Origin of the sequence: Sinomonas sp., assembly GCF_051955515.1 — a bacterium.
Lineage (GTDB): Bacteria > Actinomycetota > Actinomycetes > Actinomycetales > Micrococcaceae > Sinomonas.
Map to the genome: position 1 here is coordinate 1 of NZ_JBQCGQ010000008.1, position 26080 is coordinate 26080.

A 26080-nucleotide genomic window follows, 5' to 3' on the forward strand; every position below is an offset into this window, starting at 1 on the left:
GAATACCGCTACGATGCCTCCACCGCCTCCCGCCGAGACGAAGTCCGCCCGGATCACCGGGGCTGGCTCGCCACCGTCGCCGAGAAGGGGCAGCTCCTGGTGAGCGGTCCGTACGAGGATGGCACCGGGGCGCTCCTGCTCTTCAAGGCCGACGACGCCAACTCCCTCCACTCGCTCCTCGCCGAGGACCCCTTCGCGGTCGAAGGCCTCCTCGCCGAGACGAACGCCGTCGCGTGGACTCCCGTGAGCGGCTCGCTCCTCTCGCAGTTCTAGTCAGAAGCAACATCCCACAAGGAGCTCACGTGACTTCGGTCAGCCTCGGAATGCCCGCCGCCCCGCCGCCCGTTCTCGCCCCCCGTCGCAAGACCCGGCAGATCCACGTGGGCAGCGTGGGGGTCGGTTCCGAGTACCCGATCAGCGTCCAGTCGATGACCACGACGCCGACGACGGACATCAACGCGACGCTCCAGCAGATCGCCGAACTCACGGCGGCCGGCTGCGACATCGTCCGCGTCGCCTGCCCTTCCGCCGATGACGCCGAAGCGCTGCCCATCATCGCGAAGAAGTCCCAGATCCCGGTTATCGCGGACATCCACTTCCAGCCGAAGTACGTGTTCGCGGCGATCGAGGCCGGGTGCGCCGCAGTGCGCGTGAACCCGGGCAACATCCGGAAGTTCGACGACCAGGTCAAGGAGATCGCTCAGGCCGCGAAGGATCACGGCACGTCGATCCGCATCGGCGTCAACGCCGGATCGCTCGACGCCCGCCTCCTCAAGAAGTACGGGAAGGCAACGCCCGAGGCCCTGGTGGAGAGCGCGGTCTGGGAGGCGAGCCTCTTCGAGGAGCACGACTTCCACGATTTCAAAATCTCGGTCAAGCACAACGACCCGGTCGTGATGGTCCGCGCCTACGAGCTCCTTGCGGAGCGGGGCGACTGGCCGCTCCACCTCGGGGTCACCGAGGCCGGGCCGGCGTTCCAGGGCACCATCAAGTCGGCCACGGCGTTCGGAGCGCTGCTCTCCCAGGGCATCGGCGACACGATCCGCGTCTCGCTTTCGGCTCCCCCGGTGGAGGAAGTCAAGGTCGGGATCCAGATCCTCCAGTCCCTCAACCTGCGTCCACGTAGGCTCGAAATCGTCTCCTGCCCCTCCTGCGGGCGAGCTCAGGTGGACGTCTACAAGCTCGCCGACGAGGTGACGGCAGGCCTGGAGGGCATGACGTTCCCGCTCCGCGTTGCGGTGATGGGCTGTGTGGTGAACGGTCCGGGGGAGGCCCGCGAGGCCGATCTCGGGGTGGCCTCCGGCAACGGCAAGGGCCAGATCTTCGTCAAGGGCGAGGTCATTAAGACCGTGTCCGAGAGCGAGATCGTCGAGACTCTGATCGAAGAGGCGATGAAGATCGCCGAGGAGATGGGGGAGGCCGATGGCGAAGATGCTGCAGCGGGCGGCCCCGTGGTCACCGTCTCGTAAGGACGAACCGCTCATCCGCACGCTCGGGCACGAGGACACCCTCGAGCTCTGCGAACTCGCGGCCCTTGACCCGGTCGCGAACGTCTTCATCGCGGCCCATCTGCTGGCGGCCGGGTCGGCGGCTCCCACCCCGAGTGGGGCCGAGGTTCTCGGTGCGTTCGACGGCGAGGGGCGGCTTGCGGGGGCGTGCTGGCTCGGCGCGAACATCGTTCCCGTCGGCATGGCACCGGAGCACGCTACCGCGTTCGCCCGTGTGATCCGAGCGGCCGACCGGCGGTTCGCGTCGATCTTCGGCCCCGCGGAGCCCACGCTCGGCATCTACAACGCGCTCGGAGGCCGGCGCGCCCGTGAAGTGCGGGACGTCCAGCCCCTCATGGCGATTGAGGGGGGCCCTTCCGTGAGACCCGATCCCCTCGTCCGCATCACCGCCCTCGAAGACTTCGACGCCGTCGCTCCGGCCTGCGTGGCCATGTTCGAGGAGGAAGTCGGCTATTCGCCAGTGGCCGGGGGCAGCGACAATTACTACCGGCGCGTCCGCCAGCTCATCCAGCAAGGGCATTCGATGGCCCGCTTCGGCGATGACGGAAGCGTGCTCTTCAAGGCCGAGCTCGGGGCCGTGTCGTCCGCCGCGAGCCAGGTGCAGGGCGTGTGGGTGAGCCCGGCCCATCGGGGCATGGGCCTGAGCCACGGGGGGATGGCGGCCGTCGTTGCCTTCGCCCAGCGGCTCGCGCCAATCGTGACCCTCTACGTGAACGACTACAACCATCGGGCGAAGGCGTGCTACGAGCGCGTCGGCTTCGAACGGGTGGGAACCTTCGCGACGGTCCTGTTCTGATCTGTCTCGGTCGGAAGCGGCTCGGTCAGCACGCGCTGGAGTGCCGGGGCGAGGAGATCCTCGACGTCCTGCAGCGGGAGCGACGCGAGGGGCTCAAGCCGCACCACATAGCGCACCAGGATGAACCCCACCACCTGCGTCGCTGCGAGCGAGGCGCGGAGCCTCCGCTCGTCGTCGTCTCCCGGGAGTCCGTCGACGATGTGGGCGAGGATCCTGCGTTGAACAACGTTGCCGAGCAGGTGGGTACGCACGGTCGAGCTGATGGTTCCTCGCAGGAACGCGGCGAGCGCCCGCTGCTGCGGCCCATCCCACAGCCGGAGGACAGCGCGCGCCACGAAGCGCCCGCGCTCGGCCGAGGCGACCTCATCGATCCCGTGGAGGACGTCGTCCGGCTCCGCGGGCAATTCGACGCAGGCCGCGAAGAGGTCCTCCTTGCCCTCGAAGTAGTGGTGCACGAGGGCGGAATCGACGCCGGCCTCGCGCGCGATCTGGCGCAGGCTCACGCCGTCGTACCCGTCGTCCGCGAAGAGGCGCGTGGCGGCGGCGACGATCGCAGCGCGCCGGTCCGAGCCGCCCTTGGGCCGCGCCATCATCCGGCGTTCCTCACGATGACTTGCGCCGCAGCGTGAAAGACGCGAGCGCCAGGAGGCCGACCAGGACGATCGCCATGATGGTCAGATCGCGCCACATCTCCGAGGTGGCATCCACGTTCGCCGTGATCTCCTGCAGGGCCTTGACTGAATAGGTGAGCGGCATCCAGTCGGACAGGGTCTGGAAGACGCTGTTCATCTGGCTCCGGGGGACGAACAGGCCGCACAGCAGGATCTGCGGGATGACGACGATCGGCATGAACTGGACGGCTTGGAATTCGGTGCGGGCGAAAGCGCTGCAGAACAGCCCGAGTGAAACCCCGAGCACCGCGTTGACCACCGCGACGAGGACCACAAGGCCGCCGTACCCCTTGATGTCCAGGCCGAAGACCCAGTAGGCGACGCCTGTCGCGATCGCCGACTGGAGTGCGGCCATGAATGCGAACGCGATGCCGTAACCGAAGAGGAGATCCGCTTTGTGGATCGGGGTGGTCATGAGCCGTTCGAGCGTGCCGGATGTCCGTTCGCGCAGCATCGTGATCGAGGTGATGAGGAACATGATCACGAACGGGAAGATCGCGAGCATGATTGGGCCGATGCGGTCGAATGTCCGGGGGACGCCGGGCGGCAGGGTCTCGTTTTCGAAGAGCCAGTACACAACGGCGAGCAGCACGGAGGGGACCACGAGGATCATCGCGATGCTTCGGTGGTCGTGCCGAAGCTGATTGAGGACCCGCGCGGTGGTCGCGGCGAGCATGCGGGGGTTCATACCGGCTCCACCTCCCGGATGATTCCGAGGAACGCCTGTTCGAGGTCTTGGCTCTTCCCGCGGTCGCGCAGTTCGTCGGGCGTGAGCTGGGCGAGCAGCCGGCCGTCCCGCAGGAGCAGGAGCGAATCGCATCGCCCGGCCTCCTCCATCACGTGGCTGGACACGAGGAGCGTGGTGCCCTGGTCTGCGAGGGCCCGGAAGCGCTCCCACAGGTCGACCCGCAGGACGGGATCGAGTCCGACGGTGGGCTCGTCGAGGACCAGGACGCGTGGCTTCCCCACCAGTGCGCAGGCGAGGGAGACGCGGCTGAACTGCCCGCCCGAGAGATCGACGGCCTTGCGCTTCTCGAACTCCGTGAGGCCGACGGCGGCAATGGCCTCGCGCGCCTCGGCCCGGCTCTTGCGCTGGAGCGCGGCGAAATAGCGGACGTTGTCGAGCACGGTGAGGTCGCCGTACACGGCCGCGTCTTGGGTCATGTAGCCGACGAGAGGCCGCAGTGCGGCGGTGCCGGCCGGGCGTCCGAGGACGTGCAAGGTTCCGGACGCGATGCGCTGGACGCCCATGACGGAGCGCATCAGAGTGCTCTTCCCGCTTCCGGAGGGGCCCAGAAGTCCGGTCACTCTCCCCTCGGGAACCGTGAAGCTGATCTCGTGGAGCACCTCGGTTCGCCGGAGGCGCACTGAGAGGCCGTTGGCTCCGATGGCTGGGGCTTGGTCCATCGACCCTCCTCATCAAGTGATGAATTCATCAGGCGATGAATTAAGGGTAGATGCCCGCTCGGAGCTGGTCAATGCTGGGATACATTGGTAGCTGACCTTTTCCTGTCCCCGAGCCAACAGCTCACAGCCAGAACGGATGCCGCGCGTGGTCCTGCGACTCTCCACCCTGTTCCTGCGAACCCTCCGCGAGGACCCGGCTGACGCAGAGGTGGCCAGCCACAAGCTGCTTGTCCGTGCCGGCTACATCCGCCGCGCGGCTCCCGGCATCTATACGTGGCTCCCGCTGGGCCTGGCCGTCCTGCGCAAGGTCGAGCAGATCGTCCGCGAGGAGATGGCGGCGATCGGCGCCCAGGAGGTCCATTTCCCCGCGCTCCTGCCCAAGGAGCCCTACGAGGCCACGAACCGGTGGACGGAGTACGGCGAGGGCATCTTCCGGCTCAAGGACCGCAAGGATGGCGACTACCTCCTTGCGCCGACGCACGAGGAGATGTTCACCCTCCTCGTGAAGGACCTGTACTCGTCCTACAAGGATCTGCCGCTGAGCCTGTACCAGATCCAGAACAAGTACCGCGACGAGGCCCGGCCCCGCGCGGGCCTGCTTCGCGGACGCGAGTTCATCATGAAGGACTCCTACTCGTTCGACGTGGACGACGAGGGCCTCGACGCGAGCTACGCCGCGCACCGCAGCGCGTATCTGCGGATCTTCGACCGCCTTGGCCTCGAGGTCGTTCCCGTCAAGGCGACCGCGGGTGCCATGGGCGGTTCGAAGAGCGAGGAGTTCCTGCATCCGACCGAGATCGGCGAGGACACCTTCGTCCGTTCTCCCGGCGGCTACGCCGCTAACGTGGAGGCAGTGACCACCGTGGTGCCGCCCGCGATCGACTTCTCGGACGCCCCGCCCGCGAAGGTACTCGACACGCCGGATACCCCGACGATCGACACCCTGGTCCAAGCCTCCCAGACGATCTTCCCCAACCCCGATCGTCCGTGGACTGCCGCGGACACGCTGAAGAACGTGGTGCTCACCGCCACGCTCCCCACGGGAGAGAAGCAGCTCGTGGTCATCGGCGTGCCCGGAGACCGTGCCGTGGACTTGAAGCGCGTCGAGGCGAACCTGGGCGCGTTCCTGCCCGTGGCAGGCGAGATCGGCCTTGAGCCGGCGAACGACGACGAACTCAAGTCCCAGCCGCTCCTCACCAAGGGCTACATCGGCCCCGGGCTCGACCCCGAGGACGCGCTGCTCGGGCTCGAGGGCAAGTCCGGCCTCCTCTTCCTCGTGGACCCCCGCGTCGTTCCTGGCACCCGCTGGATCACGGGGGCGAATCAGCCGGGCAAGCACGTCTACGGCCTCGTCGCCGGACGCGACTTCGGCTGGGACGGTGTCATCGAGTGCACCGAGGTGCGGGCGGGCGACGAGTCCCCTGACGGCTCAGGTCCGCTCGAGACGGCGCGCGGGATCGAAATGGGCCACATCTTCCAGCTCGGCCGCAAGTATGCCGAGGCGCTCGACCTCAAGGTTCTCGACGCAAACGGCAAGCAGGTCACCGTGACCATGGGCTCCTATGGCATCGGCGTCACCCGGGCCGTCGCGGCGCTCGCGGAGTCGAATCACGACGATCGCGGCCTCATCTGGCCGAGGTCCGTTGCTCCTGCCGATGTCCACGTGGTCGCCGTCGGCCGCGGGGAGGAGATCTTCGCGGAGGCGGAGCGCCTCGCGGCGGAGCTCGAGAGCCGCGGCCTCACCGTGATGCTGGACGACCGTCAGAAGGTCTCGCCCGGCGTCAAGTTCGGAGACGCGGAGCTCATCGGCGTTCCGACCATCGTCGCGGTGGGCAAGGGCCTCGTGAACGGGACTCTTGAGGTGAAGGACCGCCGCTCGGGGGCCGCCGAGGACATTCCGGTGGCCGACGTCGCTGACTACGTGGTCCGCGCCGTCAGCTCCCGCGCCTAGCCGCGCCGGTGCAGAGCGGTTTCGAACTCCTCGACCCCCTCACACTCGCCCTCGTCGTCGCCGCCGGCTTCGGGGCGGGGTGGGTGGACGCCGTCGTCGGCGGGGGAGGGCTGATCCAGCTTCCGGCGCTGCTCGCGCTGCCCGGGATCGTGCCGGTGCAGGCGCTCGCCACCAACAAGATGGGCTCGGTCTTCGGGACCACCACCAGTGCCGTGACGTACGCGCGGCGAGTCAGGCCCGACCTCAGGACAGCCATTCCGATGGCGCTCGTGGCCCTCGCCGGGGCGTTCGGCGGCGCGGCTCTGGCCTCGGCTCTGCCGTCCCGGGTCTTCAAACCGATCATCCTCGCCGCAATCATCGCCGTTGCGCTTTTCACCGTGTTCAAGCCGTCCCTCGGGCAGTACACGGAGCTGCGGCTCAAAGGGCGCCGGCACTTCGCGGCTGCCTGCGGGCTCGGCGTGGTCATCGGCTTCTACGACGGGCTCATCGGACCCGGCACTGGATCCTTCCTGGTCATCGCGCTCGTGTCCGGCATGGGGTACGCGTTCCTCGAGGCCAGCGCGAAGGCGAAGATCGTCAACATGGCCACGAACATCGGCGCGCTGCTCCTGTTTGCCCCAAGCGGAGCCCTCCTCTGGGGCGTGGGCCTCGTCCTCGGCGTCGCGAACATGTGCGGCGGCTATGTCGGCGCGCGCATGGCAGTGGCCCGCGGCAATCGTTTCATCCGCTGGGTCTTCCTCGCCGTCGTCGCCGCGCTGGCCGTCAAGCTGGGCGTCGACGTCTGGAACGAGAACTTCGCCGCCCACTGACGATCAGGCGTAGCATTCACGCATGCTGCGTCCCGAGGACTATGCCGCACCCCTGGACCGGGCCGCTGGGCATGCTCGCCGCTGGCTCGAGAGCCTCCCCTCGCGTCATGTGGGCCCGCTGACGACGGCGGATCAGCTCGCCGAGGCGTTCGGGGGCGAGCTGCCGGACGCAGGCCTCGACCCCGCAGGCACAGTGGACCTCCTCGCCTCGGCTGCCGAGCCCGGGCTCATGGCGATGGCCTCCGGCAGGTTCTACGGCTGGGTGATCGGCGGGACGCTCCCGGCAGCCATGGCCGCCGACTGGCTCGTGACCGCGTGGGACCAGAACACGGGGCTCCGCTTCGCGACGCCGGCCGTGGTCGCGGCCGAGGAGGCCGCGGGGAGATGGATCCTTGACCTCCTCCAGCTGCCGCGCACCGCAGACGTCGGTTTCGCCACCGGTGCCAGCATGGCCAATTTCTCGGGGCTCGCCGCGGCGCGCTGGAGAGTGCTCGAGCGCCTCGGCTGGGATGTGAACGAGCGCGGGCTCGCCGGAGGGCCGTGCGTTCGGGTGCTGGTGGGCGCCGAACGGCACGACACCATCGACATGGCGCTTCGCCTGCTCGGGCTCGGGGCGCCGCAGGCCATTCCGGTCGATGGGCAGGGACGGATCCGCCCGGATGCGCTGGCTGCAGCGCTCGAACAGGGGGCCGGGCCGGCAATCGTGTGCCTCCAAGCCGGCAACATCCATTCGGGGGCGTTCGATCCCTTCCCCGACGCGATTGCCGCAGCCCGCGAGCATGCCGCCTGGGTGCATGTCGACGGCGCTTTCGGGCTGTGGGCCGCTGCCTCTGGGTCAACCCGGCAGCTCATGGCCGGCGCGGAGGATGCCGATTCGTGGGGGACGGATGCTCACAAGAACCTCAACGTCCCCTATGACTGCGGGATCGTGGTGTGCCGCGACGTCGTCGCCCTCCGGCACGCACTGGGGCTGCATGCCGACTACCTCGTGCACGATGTCCACGGCGACCACGGTCCGGGGGATCCTTTCGAGAAGGTCCCTGAGCTGTCCCGACGCGCGCGGGGCGTCCCGGTGTGGGCTGCTCTTCGCTCGCTCGGCAGGGCTGGCGTCGACTCCCTCGTGGCGGGGCTGGCCCGCCATGCGGCGCAGCTCGCACGCCGGATCGGCGAGCTTCCCGAGGCCGAGGTGCTCAACGACGTCGTCTTCAGCCAAGTGACCCTCGCGTTCGGCTCGGACGAGCGCACTCGCGCCGTCGCCGACTTTCTCGCCAAGGATGGCCGGGTCTGGATGAGCGGCTCACGGTGGCACGACCGCGCGGTGCTCCGGATCTCCGTGGCCAACTGGTCCTCTGACGATCAGGATGTCGAGGTCTCGGTGTCGGCGGTCCGCGACGCGCTCGCAGCGACGGGAGGCCTCTGACCGTCTTACGGGTGCCGCGAGCCGTCTAGCCGTTTGAGCTCCCACGCCTCGGGAAGGCCGGGAAGGGGGCGTGAGCACAGGGCGCTCGCGACCCAGAGGGACCGTTCGAGGTCGCGGCGATGATCCGTCTTCGCGGCGTACCAGAGCGCATTCTCGATCTCGCGCAGGATCGCCCACTCGCGCGCCCCCTCGGGATCGAGACCCGCAGCCCGCGCCAGGTCATGGCAGCGTTCCAAGAGCGCGGCGGGCGCGTCGCTGGGCCGGAGCTCTGGCAGGCGGTTCCAGAGCATCGGGGCGACGCCGAACTCGGCCTCGCCCACAGCGGCTTGAGGGTCAATCGCCCTGAAGGCGTCGCCGTCGAGCGAGGCCAGGATGTTCATCCCGTGCAGGTCGGTGTGGACGAGGACGTCGCGTCCCCCGCGGCGGCCCACGATCCCCCGTGTCGAGCACACGTCGAGGGCGGCCTCGAGCAGCCAGCGGGGGAACGGCCGGTCGAGGTCCGCCCACCGGGCCGGAAGCTCATCGCTCCACTTCTCGGCTCGGGCGTCCAATCGGTCCAAGGCCGCCCATTCAGGGCGATAGTCCTCCTCGATCGACAGCTGGCGGACAATCCTTCCCCACACCTCAATCGCCTCGGGAAAGGGCACGTCCTGCAGTCGACGGGTTGAGTCGAGACGTTCGAGAAGGAGCGCCCCTGTTCCGTCCTCGAGGTCCTGCTCGAGGAGCCGCACGGCTCCCGTCCCGCCCCACAGCCGGAGGGCGATGGGCTCCGAAGCTGCCTCGGCATGGGGGTAGGCAAGCTTGAGGGCCAACGGCTGCCCGGCACGCCGCACGGGCACGACGAGGGCACCGAACCCCGACCATGGCCCCAAACCGTCCTCCACCACCAATTCCCACTTGCGCAGGCAGTGGTCCAGGTTCCCCGGCAGTGAGGCGAGCCACGCTCGGCCCCCGGGCGTACGCGAGTAGCGGCGCCGGAGGTCGTCAGGCACCAGGTCGTCGGGAACCAGAGAGTGCGCCGGGGACATGGAGCAGTCTCCGCCCAGGCCGCGCCAGCTCTGCCGAGCAGGCTGCCGAGGACGAATGTCGTGGCGAGCGCCAACGCGCCGCCGATCACCACGCGCACCGAAGCTCTGGTTCGCGAACCGCCACCGATCCACGCTCCGACGGCACCCGTGATCGCCAGCGCGACGAGCACCACGAGGAACGTCAGCGGTACACGGATGGCCTGCGGGAAGAAGAGGATGGCGAGCAGCGGCAGGACCGCGCCGCACAGGAAGGAAATCGCCGAGGCGAAGGCCGCGTGCCAGGGACTTACGATCTCGTCCGGGTCGATGTTCAGCTCGATGTCGAGGTGGGCGCGGAGCGCGTCCTTCTCGGTAAGCTCGTGCGCGACCTTCGTCGCGAGGTCCTTGGAGAGGCCCTTCTTCTCGTAGAGGGCGACGAGCTCCTGGAATTCCTCCTCGGGCTCATCCCGCAGTTCTTGCCGTTCCTTGGCGATGAGGTGCTTCTGGCTGTCGCTCTGGCTGCTGACCGACACATACTCGCCCAAGGCCCTCGAGATTGCCCCGCCGGCGAGGGCGGCGAGACCGGCTGCGAGGATCGGACCGTTGTCAGTGGTGACGCCCGCAACACCCACGGCCACAGCGGCCACCGAGACGATGCCGTCGTTGGCTCCCAGCACGCCGGCACGCAGCCAATTGAGCTTGGCTGCGAGATCAGTTCCTTGGGGTTCCGGGTGCAGGCCGGTGGCAGATTCGGTCGTCATAGGTCAACTCTGGCACTCAGAGCCGCGCCCATCCAGCGAAGCAAGCCTTGCCTCACGAGGCGGGTACTGCGGCGGCGGGGATCCCGGGGAACGGCGCCACGGTGTCCGGAGCCAACCGCGCGGCGGCGAGGAGGCCGGTGGCCGCACCGGACCGACTGGCAGGGGGGAGGGTCCCCACGAGTTGGGCCCACGCCTGCTCGGCCGACACTGCGGCAGCGCCCACCGTGGGCTCGGGATTCGCCGCGAAGTCGGCAGGGACGGCGAAGGCCGGATCCTGCGGGGGAAGGGCGGTGCAGAGCGAGGTCGCCAGCGTGGCGACCTCGACGAGCTGCTTCCGGTGGCCATCGAGCGCCGCAGTCCGGCCGGCGGCCTCCCCGCTTCCGGCCTGTGTGCGGGCGAGTGCGGTCTCCAGGACGTAGACCGAGGCCTGTTCCGCGCGCGCAACGGTCGCCAGCCCGGTGCCTACGGGGTTCGCGCCGGCAGAATTCGCGCCGGGACTCGCGCTCGATGGAGCGCACGAGGCGCTGGCCATTGGAGAGGCGCTGGCCGTTGGAGAGGCGCCGGGAACGGGCGCCTGCCTCGTCGCCTTTGTGATCCCATCGAGTTGAAGGGACTGGGCCGCGGCGACCGAGGCGAGGACCGTCGACGTCGGCCCGTCAACGTCGGCAAGGGCTCCGAGGCGGGCAGCGACGCTCGCCGACAGTCCGTCCGCAAGGTCGCGGGCCGCCGTCGTACTCGAAGATGCCGTGCTTGAAGATGGGGGCGAGCCCGCACTGGGGCTCCCGGTCGCCACACCCGGAGCCGCGGCCAGCACCGTCGCCTGCCTGTCGAGCACCAGCGCAGCGGCGGGCTGCCCTGCGGCGCGCGCGAGGCCCGCAAGGCGGGCGGCGTCGTCGTGCGCTGAGCGCAGGGCGAGGACTGCGCGGCTCGGCGGGGGAGAGGCGGGCGGCTGGAGCGCCACGAGCGTCGCGGTACCGAGTCCGACGACGACGGTCCCAGCACCGAGCGCGGCGGCTGGCCAGAGCCGACGAAGCCAGACGGTGGTTGAAGTCACGGGCTCGATCATCGCATGGCAGCTCTCGCCACCCACCACCCGCCCGTACGAGCCGATAGTCTTAGAGAACACAACGAACAACAAGGAGGCGGCCCCGTATGTCTGAGGCCCGTCAGGCGCCAAGCTCGCCGTTCGAGGCGGAGGAGGCTCGCCTGGTCGCGCTGCTCGAGCCGACAGTCGAGGCGCACCACCTCTTCCTCGAGGGAGTCTCCATCAAAGTCGCCGGCGCGCACCGCACGCTCCACGTCGTGGTCGACCTCCCCGAGGAGGAGACCGGGGGAGTGAGCCTCGATGTCATCGCGGCCATCTCCCGCGAGCTCTCCGGGGTCCTCGATCAGAACCGGGATGGCGGGGTGTTCGCTGCCAATCAGGCCTACGATCTCGAGGTCTCTTCGCCAGGCGTCTCCCGGCCGCTTACCGAGCCCCGGCACTGGCGACGCGCCAGGGGGCATGTGGTCAAGGTCAATGTGATCCAGGGCGAGAACGTCACCGGCCGCCTCGTCGAGGTGGCGGACGACGGCGTCACTGTCGTTCCCGATCTGCCCGCGGCCAAGGGGGTCAAGCCCAAGCAGGGGGACCCTGTGCGCCTCGGATTCGAACAGATCCGCAGCGGGAAGGTCGAGGTCGAGTTCACCCGCGTCGAGGCTGTCCCGGACGCCGCCTTCGAGAGTTTCGAATCTGATACTGATACCGACGTTGACGCCGAGGAGGCCTAGTGGACATCGACATGAGCGCGCTGCGCCTGCTGGAGCGCGAGCGGGACATCCCTGTCGACAAGCTCATCCCGACAATTGAGCAGGCCCTCCTCCTCGCCTACCACAAGTCACCCGGCGCGATCGAGAAGGCCCGCGCGGAGGTCGACCGCAGGAGCGGCCACGTCACGATCTGGGCCACGGAGATCGACGAGGAGGGAAACCCGATCGGCGAGTTCGACGACACGCCGGAGGGATTCGGGCGCATCGCCGCAACCACCGCCCGGCAGGTCATCCTCCAGCGGCTCCGCGACGTCGAGGACGATAACGTGCTCGGTGAGTTCAAGGGCCGCGAGGGCGAACTCATCGCCGGCCAGATCCAGCAGGGCAGCAACCCCCACATGGTGCAGGTCAACCTCGGCGCCGTCGAGGCCCTCCTGCCTCCTCCAGAACAGGTCCCGGGCGAGCAATACCTTCACGGGAACCGCATCCGTGCCTATGTGGTCGACGTCCACCGGGGCATGAAGGGTCCATCCATCACCCTGTCGCGTTCCCACCCTGGGCTCGTGAAGAAGCTCTTCGAGCTCGAGGTGCCGGAGATCGCCGACCACAGCGTCGAGATCGTTGCTATTGCGCGAGAGGCCGGCCACCGGACGAAGATCGCCGTGCGGGCGAACGTCCCCGGGGTCAACGCGAAGGGCGCGTGCATCGGTGAGATGGGCTCCCGGGTCCGTGCCGTCATGACCGAGCTCAACGAGGAGAAGATCGACATCGTCGACTTCAGCGACGACCCGGCGACGTTCATCGCGAACGCCCTCTCGCCAGCGAAGGTCAAGTCGGTGAGCATTGTCGACGAGGCGGGCAGGTCCGCCCGGGTCATGGTGCCGGATTATCAGCTCTCCCTCGCCATCGGCAAGGAAGGGCAGAACGCCCGGCTCGCCGCGAAGCTCACGGGCTGGCGGATCGACATCACATCGGACGCGGCCAGCCGGCAAGCGGACCCTGCCAACTAGGCTGTAGGATAGATAGGTCCGGGGTGCAGGAACCACTGGGGCAGAAGCCACTGCGTACGTGCATCGGTTGTCGCCAGATTGCGCCTCGGTCTGAATTGCTCCGGCTGGTGCGGGACGCTGAGGACTCTCAACGCGTCGTCGTCGATCCGCGCCGCCGACTGCCCGGGCGAGGTGCTTGGCTGCATCCCGACCGCGCATGCCTGACGCAAGCCGTCAAACGCCGCGCGTTCCAGCGCGCCTTCAGAGGCGCGGTGGACCACGAGGCCGTGGACGACTTCTTCGGCACCATCGTGCAGGCCACCGCCGGCACGGTCACCGTCACAGCTGAAAGCGGGTCAGAAATCTGATGGAAACCCGATGAGTCCCCGTCCCATGAGCGCGTAGCGATGAACCTCTTGTTGCGCGCCGACAAAAAGCAGTAGACGGTCCACGCCTGGCTCGGCGCGGACCGAGACAGGAGAAATGTGGCCAAGGTCCGCGTACACGAGCTCGCGAAGGAGCTCGGTATCACCTCAAAGGACGCCCTTGCCAAGCTTCAAGAGCTGGGTGAGTTTGTGCGTTCTGCGTCCTCGACCATCGAGGCGCCCGTCGTGAAGAAGCTTCGCGACGCCTCCCCGGGCGGCGCGTCCAAGCCGGCCAAGGCGACTGCCACAGCAGCCGCCCGTCCTGCGGCGCCCCGCGCGCCCCAGAGCTCGCCGGTCCAGACAGCCCCGGCCCAGAGCGCACCCGCACCCTCGGCTGCGCCCCGAACCCCTGCCCCCCGGGCTCCGCAGACTTCCGCGCCGGCCGCTCAGCAGTCGGCGCCCGCAGCCTCGGTGAAGCCGGGACCTGCCCGCCCGGCAGCTCCGGCCCAGCCGGCCGCCCCGGCGCAGGCCTCGCGTCCCGCCGGCGGTTCCGGCCCCCGTCCGGGCGCTGCCCCTGGCCCCCGGCCCGGCGGCCCTCGCCCCGGCAACAACCCGTTCTCGTCCTCTCAGGGCATGCAGCGTCCTGGCTCGCGCGAAGAGCGCGCGCCGCGGCCGGGGAACAACCCCTTCGCGACGTCGCAGGGCATGCCTCGTCCGGGATCGCGCGACGGCGATCGGCCGGGTGGGCCGCGTCCCGCACCGCGTCCGGGTGGTACCGCCGGCATCCCGCGTCCCCAGGCTCCGCGTTCCGGCGCTCCGCGTCCGGGCGCACCTCGCCCCGGTGGCGCTCCCCGTCCCGGCGCTCCGCGTCCGGGCGGTTCGGGCGGTCCTCGTCCTGGAGGCGGCGGCGCTCGGCCGAACCCCGGCATGATGCCCCCTCGCTCTGATCGTCCGCAGCCTGGGGCACGTCCCGCAGGTACCGGCGGACGCGGCCCGGGTCGCCCCGGCGGCGGTGGCGCTCCGGGTGGAGCCCCCGCAGGAGGCGGTTTCGGCAAGGGCGGCCGCGGACGCGGCGGCACCCAGGGTGCCTTCGGCAAGGGCGGTGCTGGCCGCGGCAAGCAGCGCAAGTCGAAGCGCGCCAAGCGCCAAGAGCTGGAGCAGATGAGCGCACCCTCGCTCGGCGGCGTTTCGGTGCCCCGCGGCGACGGCGAGACCATTGTCAGGCTGCGTCGCGGTGCGTCCATCACCGACTTCGCTGAGAAGATCGATGCGAACCCCGCGTCGCTGGTGACGGTGCTCTTCCACCTCGGCGAGATGGCAACGGCTACGCAGTCCCTCGACGAGGAGACGTTCTCGGTCCTCGGCGAGGAGCTCGGCTACAAGATCCAGGTCGTCTCCCCGGAGGACGAGGAGCGCGAGCTGCTTGAGTCCTTCGACATCGACCTCGAGGCGGAACTCGAGGCCGAGACCGACGAGGATCTGGAGACCCGGCCTGCAGTGGTCACCGTCATGGGCCACGTCGACCACGGTAAGACCCGCCTTCTCGACGCCATCCGCCACACGAACGTGGTGGAGGGCGAGCATGGCGGCATCACCCAGCACATCGGTGCGTACCAGATCGAGTTCGAGCACGAGGGCGACGCACGCAAGCTGACCTTCATCGATACTCCGGGTCACGAGGCGTTCACCGCCATGCGTGCCCGTGGTGCACAGGTCACGGACATCGCCGTGCTTGTGGTCGCTGCGGACGACGGCGTGATGCCGCAGACCGTCGAGGCGCTCAACCACGCCCAGGCGGCCGGCGTGCCGATTGTGGTCGCGGTCAACAAGATCGACAAGGAAGGCGCGAACCCGGACAAGGTGCGCGGCCAGCTCACCGAGTACGGCCTCGTTCCCGAGGAGTACGGCGGCGACACGATGTTCGTGGATGTCTCCGCCCGCCAGAACCTGCACATCGATGACCTCCTCTCGGCGGTCCTGCTGACGGCTGACGCGGCGCTTGACCTCCGCGCCAACCCGAACAAGGACGCCCGCGGCGTTGCCATCGAGGCGAACCTCGACCGCGGTCGAGGCGCAGTCGCCACCGTGCTGGTCCAGTCCGGAACGCTGCACGTCGGGGACAACATGGTGGCAGGCACGGCCCATGGCCGCGTTCGCGCCATGTTCGACGAGGACGGCGAGCCGGTCGAGGTCGCGACGCCCTCGCGTCCGGTCCAGGTCCTGGGCCTCTCCTCGGTGCCGCGTGCAGGCGACACGTTCCTCGTGACCGAGGACGAGCGCACTGCCCGTCAGATCGCGGAGAAGCGCGAAGCAGCCGAGCGCAACGCCCAGCTCGCGAAGCGCCGGAAGCGGATCAGCCTCGAGGACTTCGACAAGGCTGTGGCCGAGGGCAAGATCGATACCCTCAACCTCATCCTCAAGGGCGACGTGTCCGGTGCCGTCGAGGCGCTCGAGGACTCGCTGCTCAAGATCGACGTGGGCGAGGAAGTCCAGCTCCGTGTCATCCACCGCGGAGTCGGTGCGATCACGCAGAACGACGTCAATCTCGCTACGGTCGACAACGCGATCATCATCGGCTTCAACGTCCGCCCTGCAGAACGTGTGGCCGAACTCGCGGACCGCGAGGGCGTGGACATGCGCTTCTACTCGGTGATCTACGCCGCGATCGAGGACATCGAGCTCGCCCTCAAGGGCATGCTCAAGCCGGAGTACGAGGAGGTCCAGCTCGGCACTGCCGAGGTGCGCGAGATCTTCCGGTCCTCCAAGTTCGGCAACATTGCCGGCTCGATCGTCCGCAGCGGCCTGATCCGTCGCAACGCGAAGGCACGTCTGCTCCGCGACGGCGTCGTGGTGGCCGAGAACCTCTCGATCGATTCGCTCAAGCGGTTCAAGGACGACGCAACCGAGGTCCGCGAGGGCTTCGAGTGCGGTATCGGACTGGGGTCGTTCAACGACATCCAGCTCGAGGACATCATCGAGACGTTCGAGATGCGCGAGAAGCCGCGCGTCTGACGCGTCCGTCACGAAGGGGCCCCGCCGGTGCGGGGCCCCTTCCCAGTCCACAGAAGGAGTTTCCCCATGGCTGATCCGGCACGCGCTGCGCGCCTCGCTCAGCGGATCAAGGTCGTCGTCGCCGAAGCCTTGCGCAAGGCCGTCAAGGATGAGCGCGCCGAGACCATCACGGTCACGGACGCCCGCGTGACGAACGACCTCCAGCACGCAACGGTGTACTACACCGTTCTCGGCGATACGGCTGCGCAAGAGGGCGCCCGTGACGTGCTCGAGGCGAAGAAGGGTGTGCTGCGCCGTGAGCTCGGGCGCAATCTCACTATCCGCCTCACACCGACGCTCGAGTTCGTGGCCGACGAGGTGCCGGTCAACGCCTCGCACGTAGAGGATCTGCTCCGGCAGGCTCGCGCCCGCGACGAGGAGGTGGCCCGCCTTGCCGCGGCCGCCCGGCCCGCGGGGGACGCGGACCCCTACCGGAAGCCCCATGAGGACGTCGAGCACGAGTCCGAGTTCGACGGCGTCGATATCGACGCCGAGGAGCAGTGACCTCGCCCTCGTTACCATGGGCGGCATGGATGCTGACAACGTCTCGCGCTACCTAGAGCGCGCCGTCGAGCTGGGCGTTGCGAATGTGGCCGACGGCGGCGGACCGTTCGGCGCCGTGGTGCGGATGCCGGACGGTTCGGTCTTCGAGGGAACCAACCGCGTGACACGGGACAACGACCCCACCGCCCATGCCGAGGTCGTCGCCATCCGTCGAGCCGCTGCCGGTTCACGCACGTTCGACCTGCGCGGCGCCGTTCTCTACTCGAGCTGCGAGCCCTGCCCGCTCTGTCTGGCGGCGTCGCTCTGGGCGCACGTCGCGAAGGTGTACTTCGCCGCGGACCGCCACGACGCGGCGGCTGTGGGCTTCGACGACGCGAGGTTCTACGAGTACTTCGACGGCGTGGACCACACGCTCATGCCGATCACGCATAGCCCCATCGCGGAGAGCGCTGCGCCGTTCGAGGCTTGGACGGCGTTCGGAGGCCGCGTCAAGTACTGATCCCTGACCTCCATATACTGAGAGGCGTGCTTTCTGGACTCGTGATCGTCGACAAACCGCAGGGATGGACGAGCCACGACGTCGTCGGCCGGGTCCGCCGTCTGGCCGGGACGCGGAAGGTGGGCCACGCAGGCACACTGGATCCCATGGCGACGGGCGTTCTGGTGGTGGGCGTCAACCGCGCCACCCGGCTCCTCTCCTACATCGTGGGCACCTCGAAGACCTATACGGCGACGATCCGCCTCGGTCAGAGCACCGTGACCGACGATGCCGAGGGCGAGGTGGTGTCCGAGACGATCGCCGCGGCTGTCACCGAAGAGCAGATCCGGGAAGGCGCCGCGCGCCTCACCGGGGAGATCCTCCAGGTGCCGAGCAGCGTGAGCGCGATCAAGATCGCCGGCCAGCGGTCCTACGCGCGCGTCCGCGCGGGCGAGAGCGTGGAGCTGGAAGCCCGCCCGATCACCGTGCACTCCTTCGAGATCCACGACATCCGCCGTGAGCGGGGAGGGCGGCTGCTCGACGTGGACGCGACCATCAGGTGCTCGTCAGGGACGTACATCCGGGCCCTCGCCCGAGACCTCGGGGCCGATTTGGGCGTCGGCGGCCACCTGACAGCCCTCCGCCGCACTCAGGTGGGGCCCTACAGGATCGACGCTGCACGCACCCTCGAGGAGCTCGCCGAGGACCTCGAGATCCTTCCGCTCGCCGAAGCCGCGCGGGCTCTCCTGCCGGCCCGTGAGCTCAGCCCGGAAGAAGCGATCGAGCTTTCCTTCGGTCGCCGCATCGCTCCCAGCGGGCGCGACGACGTCACAGCTGCGTTCGGGCCGGATGGACGCCTCGTGGCCCTGCTCAAGGACGCCGGGCCGGCCGCACGGCCAGAACTCGTCTTCGCGGCCCAGGGCGGCGACGCCAAGGGAGAGCAGCCCACGTGACCGATCCGTTCTTCTGGATCGGGACCGCGCTGTTCGCCGTCTCGGCCGTCATCTGCCTCGTCGCCGCGGCGACCACGCGCTATCCGGGCGACGCGGCGATCCTCTCGGTTGCCGCCGTCGAGCTCTTCCTGGTGATCTTCGGCGTGGCTGCCGGGGTTCGCCAAGCCGGGGGAGAAGCCGTCCGCGGGGAGCCGTGGGAGTTCTGGGGCTACCTCATCACCGCACTCGTGCTGCCCATCGCCGCCTTCTGGTGGGCGATCCTCGACAAGTCGCGCTGGAGCAACGTGGTGCTCGCGGCCGTCCCCATCACCGTTTTCGTCATGCTGTTCCGCATGGAGCAGATCTGGAATGGAGCCTTCTGACGTGGAAGAACATTCGCCGAGGACCCGCAGCAAGGGCGTCGGCCGGCTGATCGTTGCCGTGTACGGCATCTTTGCGCTGTCCGCTACAGCCCGTGCTGGCTATCAGATCGCCACGAAGTTCGCCGAGGCGCCGCTCGCCTATGTCCTCAGCGCGGTCGCCGCCGTTGTCTACATCGTGGCCACGGTCGCCATGGCGCGGAAGGGCGTGACGAGCTGGTACGTCACGTGCACGGCCGTCCTCGTTGAGCTCGTCGGCGTTCTTGCCGTCGGCACCCTGAGCGTGGTGGCGCCACAGGACTTCGCGCAGGACACGGTGTGGAGCGTGTATGGCAGGGGGTATGGTTTCATTCCCCTCGTCCTGCCGTTCGTGGGGCTCGCATGGCTCTACACCAATCGCCCCCGACGCCAGCCGGTAGTGTAAAGGGCGCGAGACAATCAGCGACGAGGCAGGAACGATGGTGCAGATTTGGCGCGGGCTTGACGAGGTGCCGAGCGACTTCGGTCCGGCGGCGGTGACCATCGGCAACTTCGACGGCGTGCACCGCGGGCACCAGCAGGTGCTCGCCCAGCTTGAACGGACCGCCCGCGCGGCGGGGAGCAGGATGGTCGCCGTCACGTTCGATCCCCACCCGGCGCAGGTCCACCGCCCGGATACAGCTCCGGATCTCATCATGGGGATCGACGACCGGATCGCGGCGCTGGCCGGGTACGGTCTCGACGCCATCCTGGTGCTCCACTACACCCTCGAATTCGCCCACCAGACGCCCGAGGAATTCGTCCAGAACGTCTTCGTGGACGGGCTGCATGCGAGCGCCGTCGTGGTGGGCCACGACGTGCGCTTCGGCCGCGGAAACTCGGGGGACCTCGGCACGATGCAGGAGCTCGGTCGTCGCCACGGCTTCCAGGTGGTCGTCGTCGACGAGTTCAAGGAGAAGGACCCGAGCCTCCTGGCCGACGATGAGCGGCGGCGCTGCTCGTCAACGTGGGTCCGCGAGGCTCTGGACCGCGGCGATGTGCACACCGCCGCGGAGATCCTCGGCCGCCCGCATGCCCTGCACGGCGAGGTGGTGCACGGCGCGGCTCGGGGCCGCGCCCTCGGCTCCCCCACGGCGAATCTCGACCACGAAGCGATCGGACACGTTCCCGCCGATGGCATCTACGCCGGATGGCTCATCGACGAGTCCGGTACCAAGTGGCCAGCGGCGATCTCCGTCGGGTCGAACCCGACGTTCATTGGGGTCACCCGGCAAGTGGAGGCCCATGTCCTGGACCGCCCGGACGAGGCGCCCGAGGACTTTGACCTCTACGGGCAGAAGGTCGTGGTCGAGTTCGTCGAGCGGCTTCGGGGCATGGTTGCCTATCGCGGCCCGGAAGCGCTCATTGAGCAGATGAAGGTCGATGTCGATCAGGCGCGACGCATTCTGGCCGGAGCCGGTCCACGGGCTTAGAATTCCCGGCATGAGCCTCGCCAACGGCGGTCCGCCGGGCAGCGGGGGAGTGCCTCGCGGAACCGCACCCTGGCTTCGGTGGGCGGCGATCTCGATGGTCGCCGGCGGCTGTGCGATGTTCGTGCTCGATGTCGGCGGGCTCTTCGCGTCCGTCACGCGTGCCTATTTCGACCTCGTCAATCCGGCGGTGGGCGTCACGCAGATCCTGATCCTCTTCGGCTGCGTAGGCCTCTGGTCGGATCACGCGCTTGGCGGGAGCCTCCTTGCCCGCACCGGCCTTGCCCTCGCCATCCTCGGACTGGCACTTCTCGCCGTGGCGAACATCCTTTCTCCGTTCGGGGAGCTGTGGGTCTTCGACGCCGGCGCCACGCTGCTGGTTCCGCTCGGCTTCCTGCTGGCTGGAGTGGCGGCAATCCGCCACCACGTCTGGCACGGCTGGGAGCGCTGCCTGCCGCTCGTCGTCGGCCTCCTCCCGGTCCTTGTCGTGTTTCCCACCCTCGCGTTGGGGAACGCGTCGTGGACTTCCTCCCCGTGGACGCAAGCCGGGGTCGGTCTGTGGGGCCTTGCTTTCGCCCTGCTCGGGTGGGCCGAGTTCAGGGAGCCACCCTTGGAGCCCGTCCGGATCACGGAGCGCCGGCGCCAGCGGCGTTAGGCTGGGCGGGTGACAGATCTCACGTCTACTGCAAGTACACGATCGGCAAAGACGCCGCCGCAGAAGGAAGCCACCCGCCAGAACACACGCGCACTCGAAGACGGCATTGTGCGTGATCTGAGCGGCCGCATGACCTACAGCGGATACCTCGAACTCGACCGCCTCCTGAGCGCCCAACACCCCGTGAGCGTTCCGGAACACCACGACGAGCTCCTGTTCATCATCCAGCACCAGACCACGGAGCTGTGGCTCAAGCTCGTCCTCCACGAGCTCAGGAGCGCCTGCGGCTGGCTCAGAGACGACAACCTCGGGGCGGCGCTCAAGGCCATCGCCCGGGTGAAGCACATCCAGAAGACGCTCACTGAGCAATGGAGCGTCCTTGCCACCCTCACGCCCCACGAATACGCCCAGTTCCGGGGGTTCCTGGGCCATGCCTCGGGCTTTCAGTCCGGGCAATACCGTTCCGTCGAATTCATCCTCGGCAACAAGAACGAAGACATGCTCGCGGTCTTCGACTCAGAGCCAGACATGCGCGCCCAGCTCGCGGCTCTGCTCGACGCGCCGAGCCTCTACGACGAATTCCTGAGGTATCTGGCGCGGCAGGGCTACGCAGTGCCGGCCCAAGTCCTCGATCGCGACGTCCGGGTGGCCCACGCGTTCTGTTCGGATCTGGTGCCGCTGTTCAAGAACATCTACGACAACGCGGAGCAGCACTGGTCCGCGTACGAGACCTGCGAGGAACTGGTCGACCTCGAGGACAACTTCCAGCTGTGGCGGTTCAGGCATCTGCGCACCGTCCAACGCACCATCGGGATGAAGACCGGGACTGGAGGGTCCTCCGGCGTCGGCTTCCTGCGCCAGGCGCTGGAGCTCACCTTCTTTCCGGAGCTCTTCGCGGTCAGGACTGAGATCGGGCGGACGGAGGGTGGGCGATGAGCCACAGCCAGGACAGCGGGAGGCTCGCAGTACGTGCCCACGAGCTCGACGGCGGAGATCCCCTGGCGCAGTACAGGAGCCTTTTCATCGGCACAGAGGACGGGAACGAGGTGCTCTCGTACCTCGATGGCACCTCGCTCGGGCGGCCGCTGCGCCGCACAGCCGAGGACGTTCGGGGGTTCGCTGAGGAAGAGTGGGGCGGCCGGCTCATCCGAGGGTGGGACGAGAGATGGCTGGCCGAACCGTTCGTTCTGGGGGATCGGCTCGCGAAGGCCTGCCTCGGTGCCGAAGCCGGCCAGACCGCCATCGCCGATTCCACGACGGTGAACCTCTACAAGCTCATCCGAGCCGCCGTCGGCATGGCCGATGCGTGGCGCACCGAGATCGTGGTGGACACGGACAATTTCCCCACGGACCGCTACATCGTGGAGGGCATCGCGGCCGAACGCGGTCTCTCGGTGCGCTGGATCGAGGCTGATCCCGCCATCGGGGTGACCACGGCGCAAGCCACGGAGGCGATCACGGGGCGTACCGCCGTCGTCGTCCTCTCCCATGTGGCGTACCGTTCGGGCTACATCGCAGACGCGCCGGCGATCACCGCTCTGGCCCACCGGGCGGGCGCGCTCATCGTCTGGGATCTCTGCCACTCCGTGGGGGCGGTGCCTGTTGAACTGGACGCGTGGGGCGCTGACTTCGCCGCAGGATGCACGTACAAGTACCTCAACGGCGGTCCGGGTGCCCCGGCGTTCGCCTATGTTGCAGCGCGGCATCACGAGGCGTTTCGGCAGCCCATCCAAGGGTGGATGGGACGGCTCGAGGCATTCGAGATGGCCCACGGATACGAACCGGCCGAGGGCATTCGCCGGTTCATGAGCGGCACGCCGCCCATCTTCGGCATGCTCCCGCTCCGCGGCATGCTCGAGCTCATCGAGGAGGCCGGGATCAATGCGATCAGGGCCAAATCGATCGCGCTCACGGAGTTCGCCGTCGAGGCGCATCGCGAACTGCTCGAGCCGCTCGGGGTGACTCTCGCATCGCCGGTTGATGCTGCGCTCCGCGGCGGTCACGTGACCCTTGAGCACCCGGCATTCCGAGGCCTCACTCAGGTACTGTGGGATGGCGGCGTGATTCCGGACTTCCGTGCGCCTCAAGGCCTCCGGCTGGGCCTTTCGCCGCTCAGCACGAGTTTCGCGGAAACCCTGCGCGGGATCGAGGCCATTCGCAGTGCGCTGGTTTCGACACAGACATTGGCCGCACGATAGACTGCTCGTTGGCCCTCGCTGCAGTCCGTGGCGGCCTGGGCCGCGCCGCGCCTCCGTTGAGAGAGATCTTCCGTGAGGTCGGTGTTCCCCGAGGACGCAGCGTCCTGCGGGCCGCACGGCACGAATCGAGAGGTACTGAGCTCAATGGCTTTGGATCCCGCCGTCAAGCAGGCGATCATCAAGGAATATGCCACCAAGGAAGGCGACACCGGGTCTCCGGAGGTCCAGATCGCCGTTCTGACGAAGCGCATCAAGGACTTGACTGAGCACATGAAGCAGCACAAGCACGACTTCCACACGCAGCGCGGTCTGCTCGCGCTCGTCGGTCGTCGCAAGCGGATGCTCGCCTACCTGCACGACACCGACATCGACCGCTACCGTTCGCTCATCGAGCGTCTCGGCCTGCGCCGATAGTCCCTGAAGCGGCTCGCCTCTTCTCGAGGGAAGGAATCTTCTCGAGTGAAGCGGCGGGCCGCATCAGCATGACGTAAGCGTTTACACACCGACTACTAGAATCCACCGGAGACGACGGCAGCCTGCGGTCCTCGGTAGTGGCTTTTGCGGACGTCTCCGAGACGTGCGAAGGGCCTCGATCGAAGACCGGGTTCCTCGCCTCCACCAGACAAGAGGAAACGGAGGTGGCTCTCCATGGAGGGTCCCGAGATCCAGTTCTCAGAGGCCGTGATTGACAACGGCCGCTTCGGTCAGCGCGTGGTGCGCTTCGAGACCGGCCGCCTTGCCAAGCAGGCCGCCGGCGCGGCGATGGCGTACATCGACGACGAAACCGCCCTGCTCTCCGCCACGACGGCCGGCAAGGCTCCCCGCGAGGGCTTCGACTTCTTCCCGCTCACGGTCGACGTCGAAGAGCGCATGTACGCCGCAGGCCGCATCCCCGGCTCGTTCTTCCGTCGTGAAGGCCGCCCGTCTACCGAGGCGATCCTCGCCTGCCGCCTTATGGACCGCCCGCTGCGCCCGGCGTTCGTCAAGGGCCTCCGCAACGAGGTCCAGGTGGTCGTGACGGTGCTCGCGATCCACCCCGACGAGCTGTACGACGTCGTCGCGATCAACGCGGCCTCGATGTCCACCCAGCTTGCCGGACTCCCGTTCTCGGGCCCGATCGGCGGCGTCCGCGTCGCGCTCGTGCACGACGCGCAGGGCCCGCAGTGGGTTGCCTTCCCGAAGCACTCCCAGCTCGAGAACGCGACGTTCGACATGGTCGTCGCCGGGCGCGTTGTGTCGGGCGACGACGGCGATGACGTCGCCATCATGATGGTCGAGGCCGAGGCCACGGACCGTTCCTGGAACCTCATCAAGGACGAGGGCGCCACCGCGCCGACCGAGGAGGTCGTGGCCGAGGGGCTCGAGGCCGCGAAGCCGTTCATCCGTGCGCTCTGCGAGGCGCAGCAGGATCTCGCGAACCGTTCGGCGAAGCCGACCACCGAGTTCCCGATCTTCCTCGACTACGAGCAGGACACCTACGAGGCGGTTGAGTCCGCCGCCGCGGAGCGCCTCGCCCAGGTGTTCAGCATCGCCGACAAGCAGGAGCGCGAGGCCGCCTCGGACGCGCTCAAGGACGAGGTCCTGGGCCAGCTCGCCAGCCAGTTCGAGGGCCGCGAGAAGGAGCTTTCTGCCGCCTTCCGCTCGGTCACCAAGAAGGTGGTGCGCCAGCGCATCCTCCGTGATCAGGTCCGCATTGACGGCCGCGGGCTCACGGACATCCGCCAGCTCACTGCTGAGGTCGAGGTCCTGCCGCGCGTCCACGGTTCGGCGATCTTCGAGCGCGGTGAAACGCAGATCCTCGGCGTCACCACGCTCAACATGCTCAAGATGGAGCAGCAGATCGACTCGCTGTCGCCCGAGACCCACAAGCGGTACATGCACAACTACAACTTCCCGCCGTACTCGACGGGTGAGACGGGACGCGTCGGCTCGCCGAAGCGTCGCGAAATCGGCCACGGCGCCTTGGCCGAGCGTGCCCTGGTGCCGGTGCTCCCGTCCCGCGAGGAGTTCCCGTACGCCATCCGTCAGGTCTCTGAGGCCCTCGGCTCGAACGGTTCGACGTCCATGGGCTCGGTCTGCGCCTCGACGCTGTCGCTGCTCAACGCCGGTGTGCCGCTCAAGGCTCCGGTTGCCGGCATCGCCATGGGCCTCGTGTCCGACGAGGTGGACGGTCAGACCCGCTACGCGGCCCTCACCGACATCCTGGGCGCCGAGGACGCATTCGGGGACATGGACTTCAAGGTGGCCGGCACGAGCGAGTTCGTCACCGCGATCCAGCTCGACACGAAGCTCGACGGCATCCCCGCCTCGGTCCTCGCGGCTGCCCTCAAGCAGGCTCGGGAGGCGCGGCTTCACATCCTCTCGGTCATCAATGCCGCCATCGAGGGCCCGGACGAGCTCTCGGAGTTCGCGCCCCGCATCATCGCGATCAAGATCCCCGTGGACAAGATCGGCGAGGTCATTGGCCCCAAGGGCAAGATGATCAACCAGATCCAGGAGGACACGGGCGCCGACATCTCGATCGAGGACGACGGCACCGTGCTCATCGGCGCGACCGACGGCTCCTCGGCCGAGGCTGCCCGGGCTGCGATCAACGCGATCGCGAACCCGCAGCTGCCTGAGGTCGGCGAGCGCTACCTCGGCACGGTCGTGAAGACGACGACGTTTGGCGCGTTCGTCTCGCTCACGCCGGGCAAGGACGGACTCCTGCACATCTCCGAGCTGCGCAAGCTCGCGGGCGGGAAGCGCGTGGACAACGTCGAGGACGTCGTCTCGGTGGGCCAGAAGCTCCAGGTTGAGATCACGAAGATCGACGACCGCGGCAAGCTCTCGCTCGCTCCCGTGATCGCCGAGGGTGAGGACGTCGCTGAGGAAGCCGTCGCGATCCAGGCGAGTGCCGAGGCGGCCGACGCCTAGGCCATGGCCAGTATTGCCTTGCCGCTGACAAGCGGCCAGCTCGTGGACGGCGCTCCGGCGTCGACCACGATCTTCGGGCAGGATG

The 26080-nt window shown here is 68.4% G+C and carries 26 protein-coding genes and 1 pseudogene; 21 read left to right on the forward strand and 6 right to left on the reverse strand.

Annotated features, from left to right (window positions below; genetic code table 11):
• The 3 genes from ACTHL9_RS00505 to ACTHL9_RS00515 all read left to right on the forward strand — a co-directional run.
• Positions 1-273 (forward strand): YciI family protein (locus ACTHL9_RS00505; RefSeq protein ID WP_440516670.1); only part of this gene is annotated, 273 nt, incomplete at its 5' end.
• Between the two features lie 29 nt (positions 274-302).
• The gene (ispG, locus tag ACTHL9_RS00510) at positions 303-1469 is read left to right on the forward strand and encodes a flavodoxin-dependent (E)-4-hydroxy-3-methylbut-2-enyl-diphosphate synthase (RefSeq protein WP_440516671.1); all 1167 of its coding nucleotides are present in this window, start codon (positions 303-305) and stop codon (positions 1467-1469) included.
• The gene (locus ACTHL9_RS00515; protein ID WP_440516672.1) at positions 1423-2304 is read left to right on the forward strand and encodes a GNAT family N-acetyltransferase; all 882 of its coding nucleotides are present in this window, start codon (positions 1423-1425) and stop codon (positions 2302-2304) included. The genes ispG and ACTHL9_RS00515 overlap by 47 nt, the downstream gene beginning before the upstream one ends.
• On the opposite strand, the gene ACTHL9_RS00520 is transcribed toward ACTHL9_RS00515, so the two are convergent.
• Genes ACTHL9_RS00520 through ACTHL9_RS00530 form a run of 3 tightly spaced genes read right to left on the reverse strand, consistent with a single transcriptional unit; the run spans position 2250 to position 4382 of the window.
• Entirely contained in the window at positions 2250-2897 is a 648-nt protein-coding gene (locus tag ACTHL9_RS00520; protein WP_440516673.1) for a TetR/AcrR family transcriptional regulator, read from the reverse strand. The genes ACTHL9_RS00515 and ACTHL9_RS00520 overlap by 55 nt on opposite strands.
• Before the next feature lie 10 nt (positions 2898-2907).
• Positions 2908-3663, reverse strand: coding sequence for an ABC transporter permease (locus ACTHL9_RS00525; protein ID WP_440516674.1), 756 nt, complete (start codon positions 3661-3663; stop codon positions 2908-2910).
• Positions 3660-4382 (reverse strand): ABC transporter ATP-binding protein, encoded by a 723-nt coding sequence (locus ACTHL9_RS00530; protein WP_440516675.1) that lies wholly within the window; start codon positions 4380-4382, stop codon positions 3660-3662. Before ACTHL9_RS00530 ends, ACTHL9_RS00525 begins: the two co-directional genes overlap by 4 nt.
• Before the next feature lie 145 nt (positions 4383-4527).
• On the opposite strand from ACTHL9_RS00530, the gene ACTHL9_RS00535 reads away from it, so the two are divergent.
• The 3 genes from ACTHL9_RS00535 to ACTHL9_RS00545 are packed head-to-tail and all read left to right on the forward strand — an operon-like array spanning position 4528 to position 8562.
• Positions 4528-6333 (forward strand): proline--tRNA ligase, encoded by a 1806-nt coding sequence (locus ACTHL9_RS00535; protein ID WP_440516676.1) that lies wholly within the window; start codon positions 4528-4530, stop codon positions 6331-6333.
• An 8-nt stretch (positions 6334-6341) separates the two neighbouring features.
• Entirely contained in the window at positions 6342-7142 is an 801-nt protein-coding gene (locus ACTHL9_RS00540) for a sulfite exporter TauE/SafE family protein (RefSeq protein ID WP_440516677.1), read from the forward strand.
• 22 nt (positions 7143-7164) lie between these two features.
• Positions 7165-8562, forward strand: a complete 1398-nt coding sequence (locus ACTHL9_RS00545) for a pyridoxal phosphate-dependent decarboxylase family protein (protein ID WP_440516678.1) — start codon at positions 7165-7167, stop codon at positions 8560-8562.
• A gap of 5 nt (positions 8563-8567) precedes the next feature.
• Here the strand turns inward: ACTHL9_RS00545 and ACTHL9_RS00550 are convergent, their stop codons facing one another.
• The 3 genes and pseudogenes from ACTHL9_RS00550 to ACTHL9_RS00560 form a co-directional block, all read right to left on the reverse strand.
• Positions 8568-9590 carry an aminoglycoside phosphotransferase family protein gene (locus ACTHL9_RS00550; RefSeq protein WP_440516679.1) on the reverse strand — a complete coding sequence of 341 codons (1023 nt, stop codon included), beginning with the start codon at positions 9588-9590 and terminating at the stop codon, positions 8568-8570.
• 23 nt (positions 9591-9613) lie between these two features.
• A pseudogene (locus ACTHL9_RS00555) lies at positions 9614-10330 on the reverse strand (VIT1/CCC1 transporter family protein); the annotation flags it as partial.
• 52 nt (positions 10331-10382) lie between these two features.
• Positions 10383-11384, reverse strand: a complete 1002-nt coding sequence (locus tag ACTHL9_RS00560; RefSeq protein WP_440516680.1) for a DUF4439 domain-containing protein — start codon at positions 11382-11384, stop codon at positions 10383-10385.
• Between the two features lie 98 nt (positions 11385-11482).
• On the opposite strand from ACTHL9_RS00560, the gene rimP reads away from it, so the two are divergent.
• From rimP to ACTHL9_RS00635, 15 genes are all read left to right on the forward strand, one after another.
• On the forward strand, positions 11483-12100 hold the full coding sequence (gene rimP, locus ACTHL9_RS00565) for a ribosome maturation factor RimP (RefSeq protein ID WP_440516681.1): 618 nt from the start codon (positions 11483-11485) through the stop codon (positions 12098-12100).
• Positions 12100-13089, forward strand: a complete 990-nt coding sequence (gene nusA, locus ACTHL9_RS00570; protein WP_440516682.1) for a transcription termination factor NusA — start codon at positions 12100-12102, stop codon at positions 13087-13089. Before rimP ends, nusA begins: the two co-directional genes overlap by 1 nt.
• Positions 13090-13196: 107 nt before the next feature.
• On the forward strand, positions 13197-13436 hold the full coding sequence (locus tag ACTHL9_RS00575) for a YlxR family protein (protein ID WP_440516683.1): 240 nt from the start codon (positions 13197-13199) through the stop codon (positions 13434-13436).
• A 117-nt stretch (positions 13437-13553) separates the two neighbouring features.
• Complete coding sequence (infB, locus tag ACTHL9_RS00580; protein WP_440516684.1) at positions 13554-16445, forward strand: translation initiation factor IF-2; 2892 nt, start codon at positions 13554-13556, stop codon at positions 16443-16445.
• Between the two features lie 66 nt (positions 16446-16511).
• Positions 16512-16988, forward strand: coding sequence for a 30S ribosome-binding factor RbfA (rbfA, locus tag ACTHL9_RS00585; protein WP_440516685.1), 477 nt, complete (start codon positions 16512-16514; stop codon positions 16986-16988).
• 16 nt (positions 16989-17004) lie between these two features.
• Positions 17005-17487: a nucleoside deaminase gene (locus ACTHL9_RS00590; protein ID WP_440516686.1), complete on the forward strand. Its 483-nt coding sequence runs from the start codon at positions 17005-17007 to the stop codon at positions 17485-17487.
• A gap of 26 nt (positions 17488-17513) precedes the next feature.
• Positions 17514-18419, forward strand: coding sequence for a tRNA pseudouridine(55) synthase TruB (truB, locus tag ACTHL9_RS00595; RefSeq protein WP_440516687.1), 906 nt, complete (start codon positions 17514-17516; stop codon positions 18417-18419).
• The gene (locus ACTHL9_RS00600; protein ID WP_440516688.1) at positions 18416-18781 is read left to right on the forward strand and encodes a hypothetical protein; all 366 of its coding nucleotides are present in this window, start codon (positions 18416-18418) and stop codon (positions 18779-18781) included. The genes truB and ACTHL9_RS00600 overlap by 4 nt, the downstream gene beginning before the upstream one ends.
• On the forward strand, positions 18768-19202 hold the full coding sequence (locus ACTHL9_RS00605; RefSeq protein WP_138418970.1) for a hypothetical protein: 435 nt from the start codon (positions 18768-18770) through the stop codon (positions 19200-19202). Before ACTHL9_RS00600 ends, ACTHL9_RS00605 begins: the two co-directional genes overlap by 14 nt.
• 34 nt (positions 19203-19236) lie before the next feature.
• Entirely contained in the window at positions 19237-20229 is a 993-nt protein-coding gene (locus tag ACTHL9_RS00610; RefSeq protein WP_440516689.1) for a bifunctional riboflavin kinase/FAD synthetase, read from the forward strand.
• A 10-nt stretch (positions 20230-20239) separates the two neighbouring features.
• A complete protein-coding gene (locus ACTHL9_RS00615; protein ID WP_440516690.1) occupies positions 20240-20881 on the forward strand; it encodes a hypothetical protein in 642 nt (213 codons plus the stop codon).
• Between the two features lie 108 nt (positions 20882-20989).
• Positions 20990-21817, forward strand: a complete 828-nt coding sequence (gene kynA, locus ACTHL9_RS00620; protein ID WP_440516691.1) for a tryptophan 2,3-dioxygenase — start codon at positions 20990-20992, stop codon at positions 21815-21817.
• Positions 21814-23079, forward strand: a complete 1266-nt coding sequence (locus tag ACTHL9_RS00625) for a kynureninase (protein ID WP_440516692.1) — start codon at positions 21814-21816, stop codon at positions 23077-23079. Before kynA ends, ACTHL9_RS00625 begins: the two co-directional genes overlap by 4 nt.
• A gap of 144 nt (positions 23080-23223) precedes the next feature.
• Positions 23224-23493 carry a 30S ribosomal protein S15 gene (gene rpsO / locus ACTHL9_RS00630; protein ID WP_043127127.1) on the forward strand — a complete coding sequence of 90 codons (270 nt, stop codon included), beginning with the start codon at positions 23224-23226 and terminating at the stop codon, positions 23491-23493.
• Between the two features lie 234 nt (positions 23494-23727).
• The gene (locus ACTHL9_RS00635; protein ID WP_440516693.1) at positions 23728-25995 is read left to right on the forward strand and encodes a polyribonucleotide nucleotidyltransferase; all 2268 of its coding nucleotides are present in this window, start codon (positions 23728-23730) and stop codon (positions 25993-25995) included.
• Positions 25996-26080 lie beyond the last annotated feature (85 nt).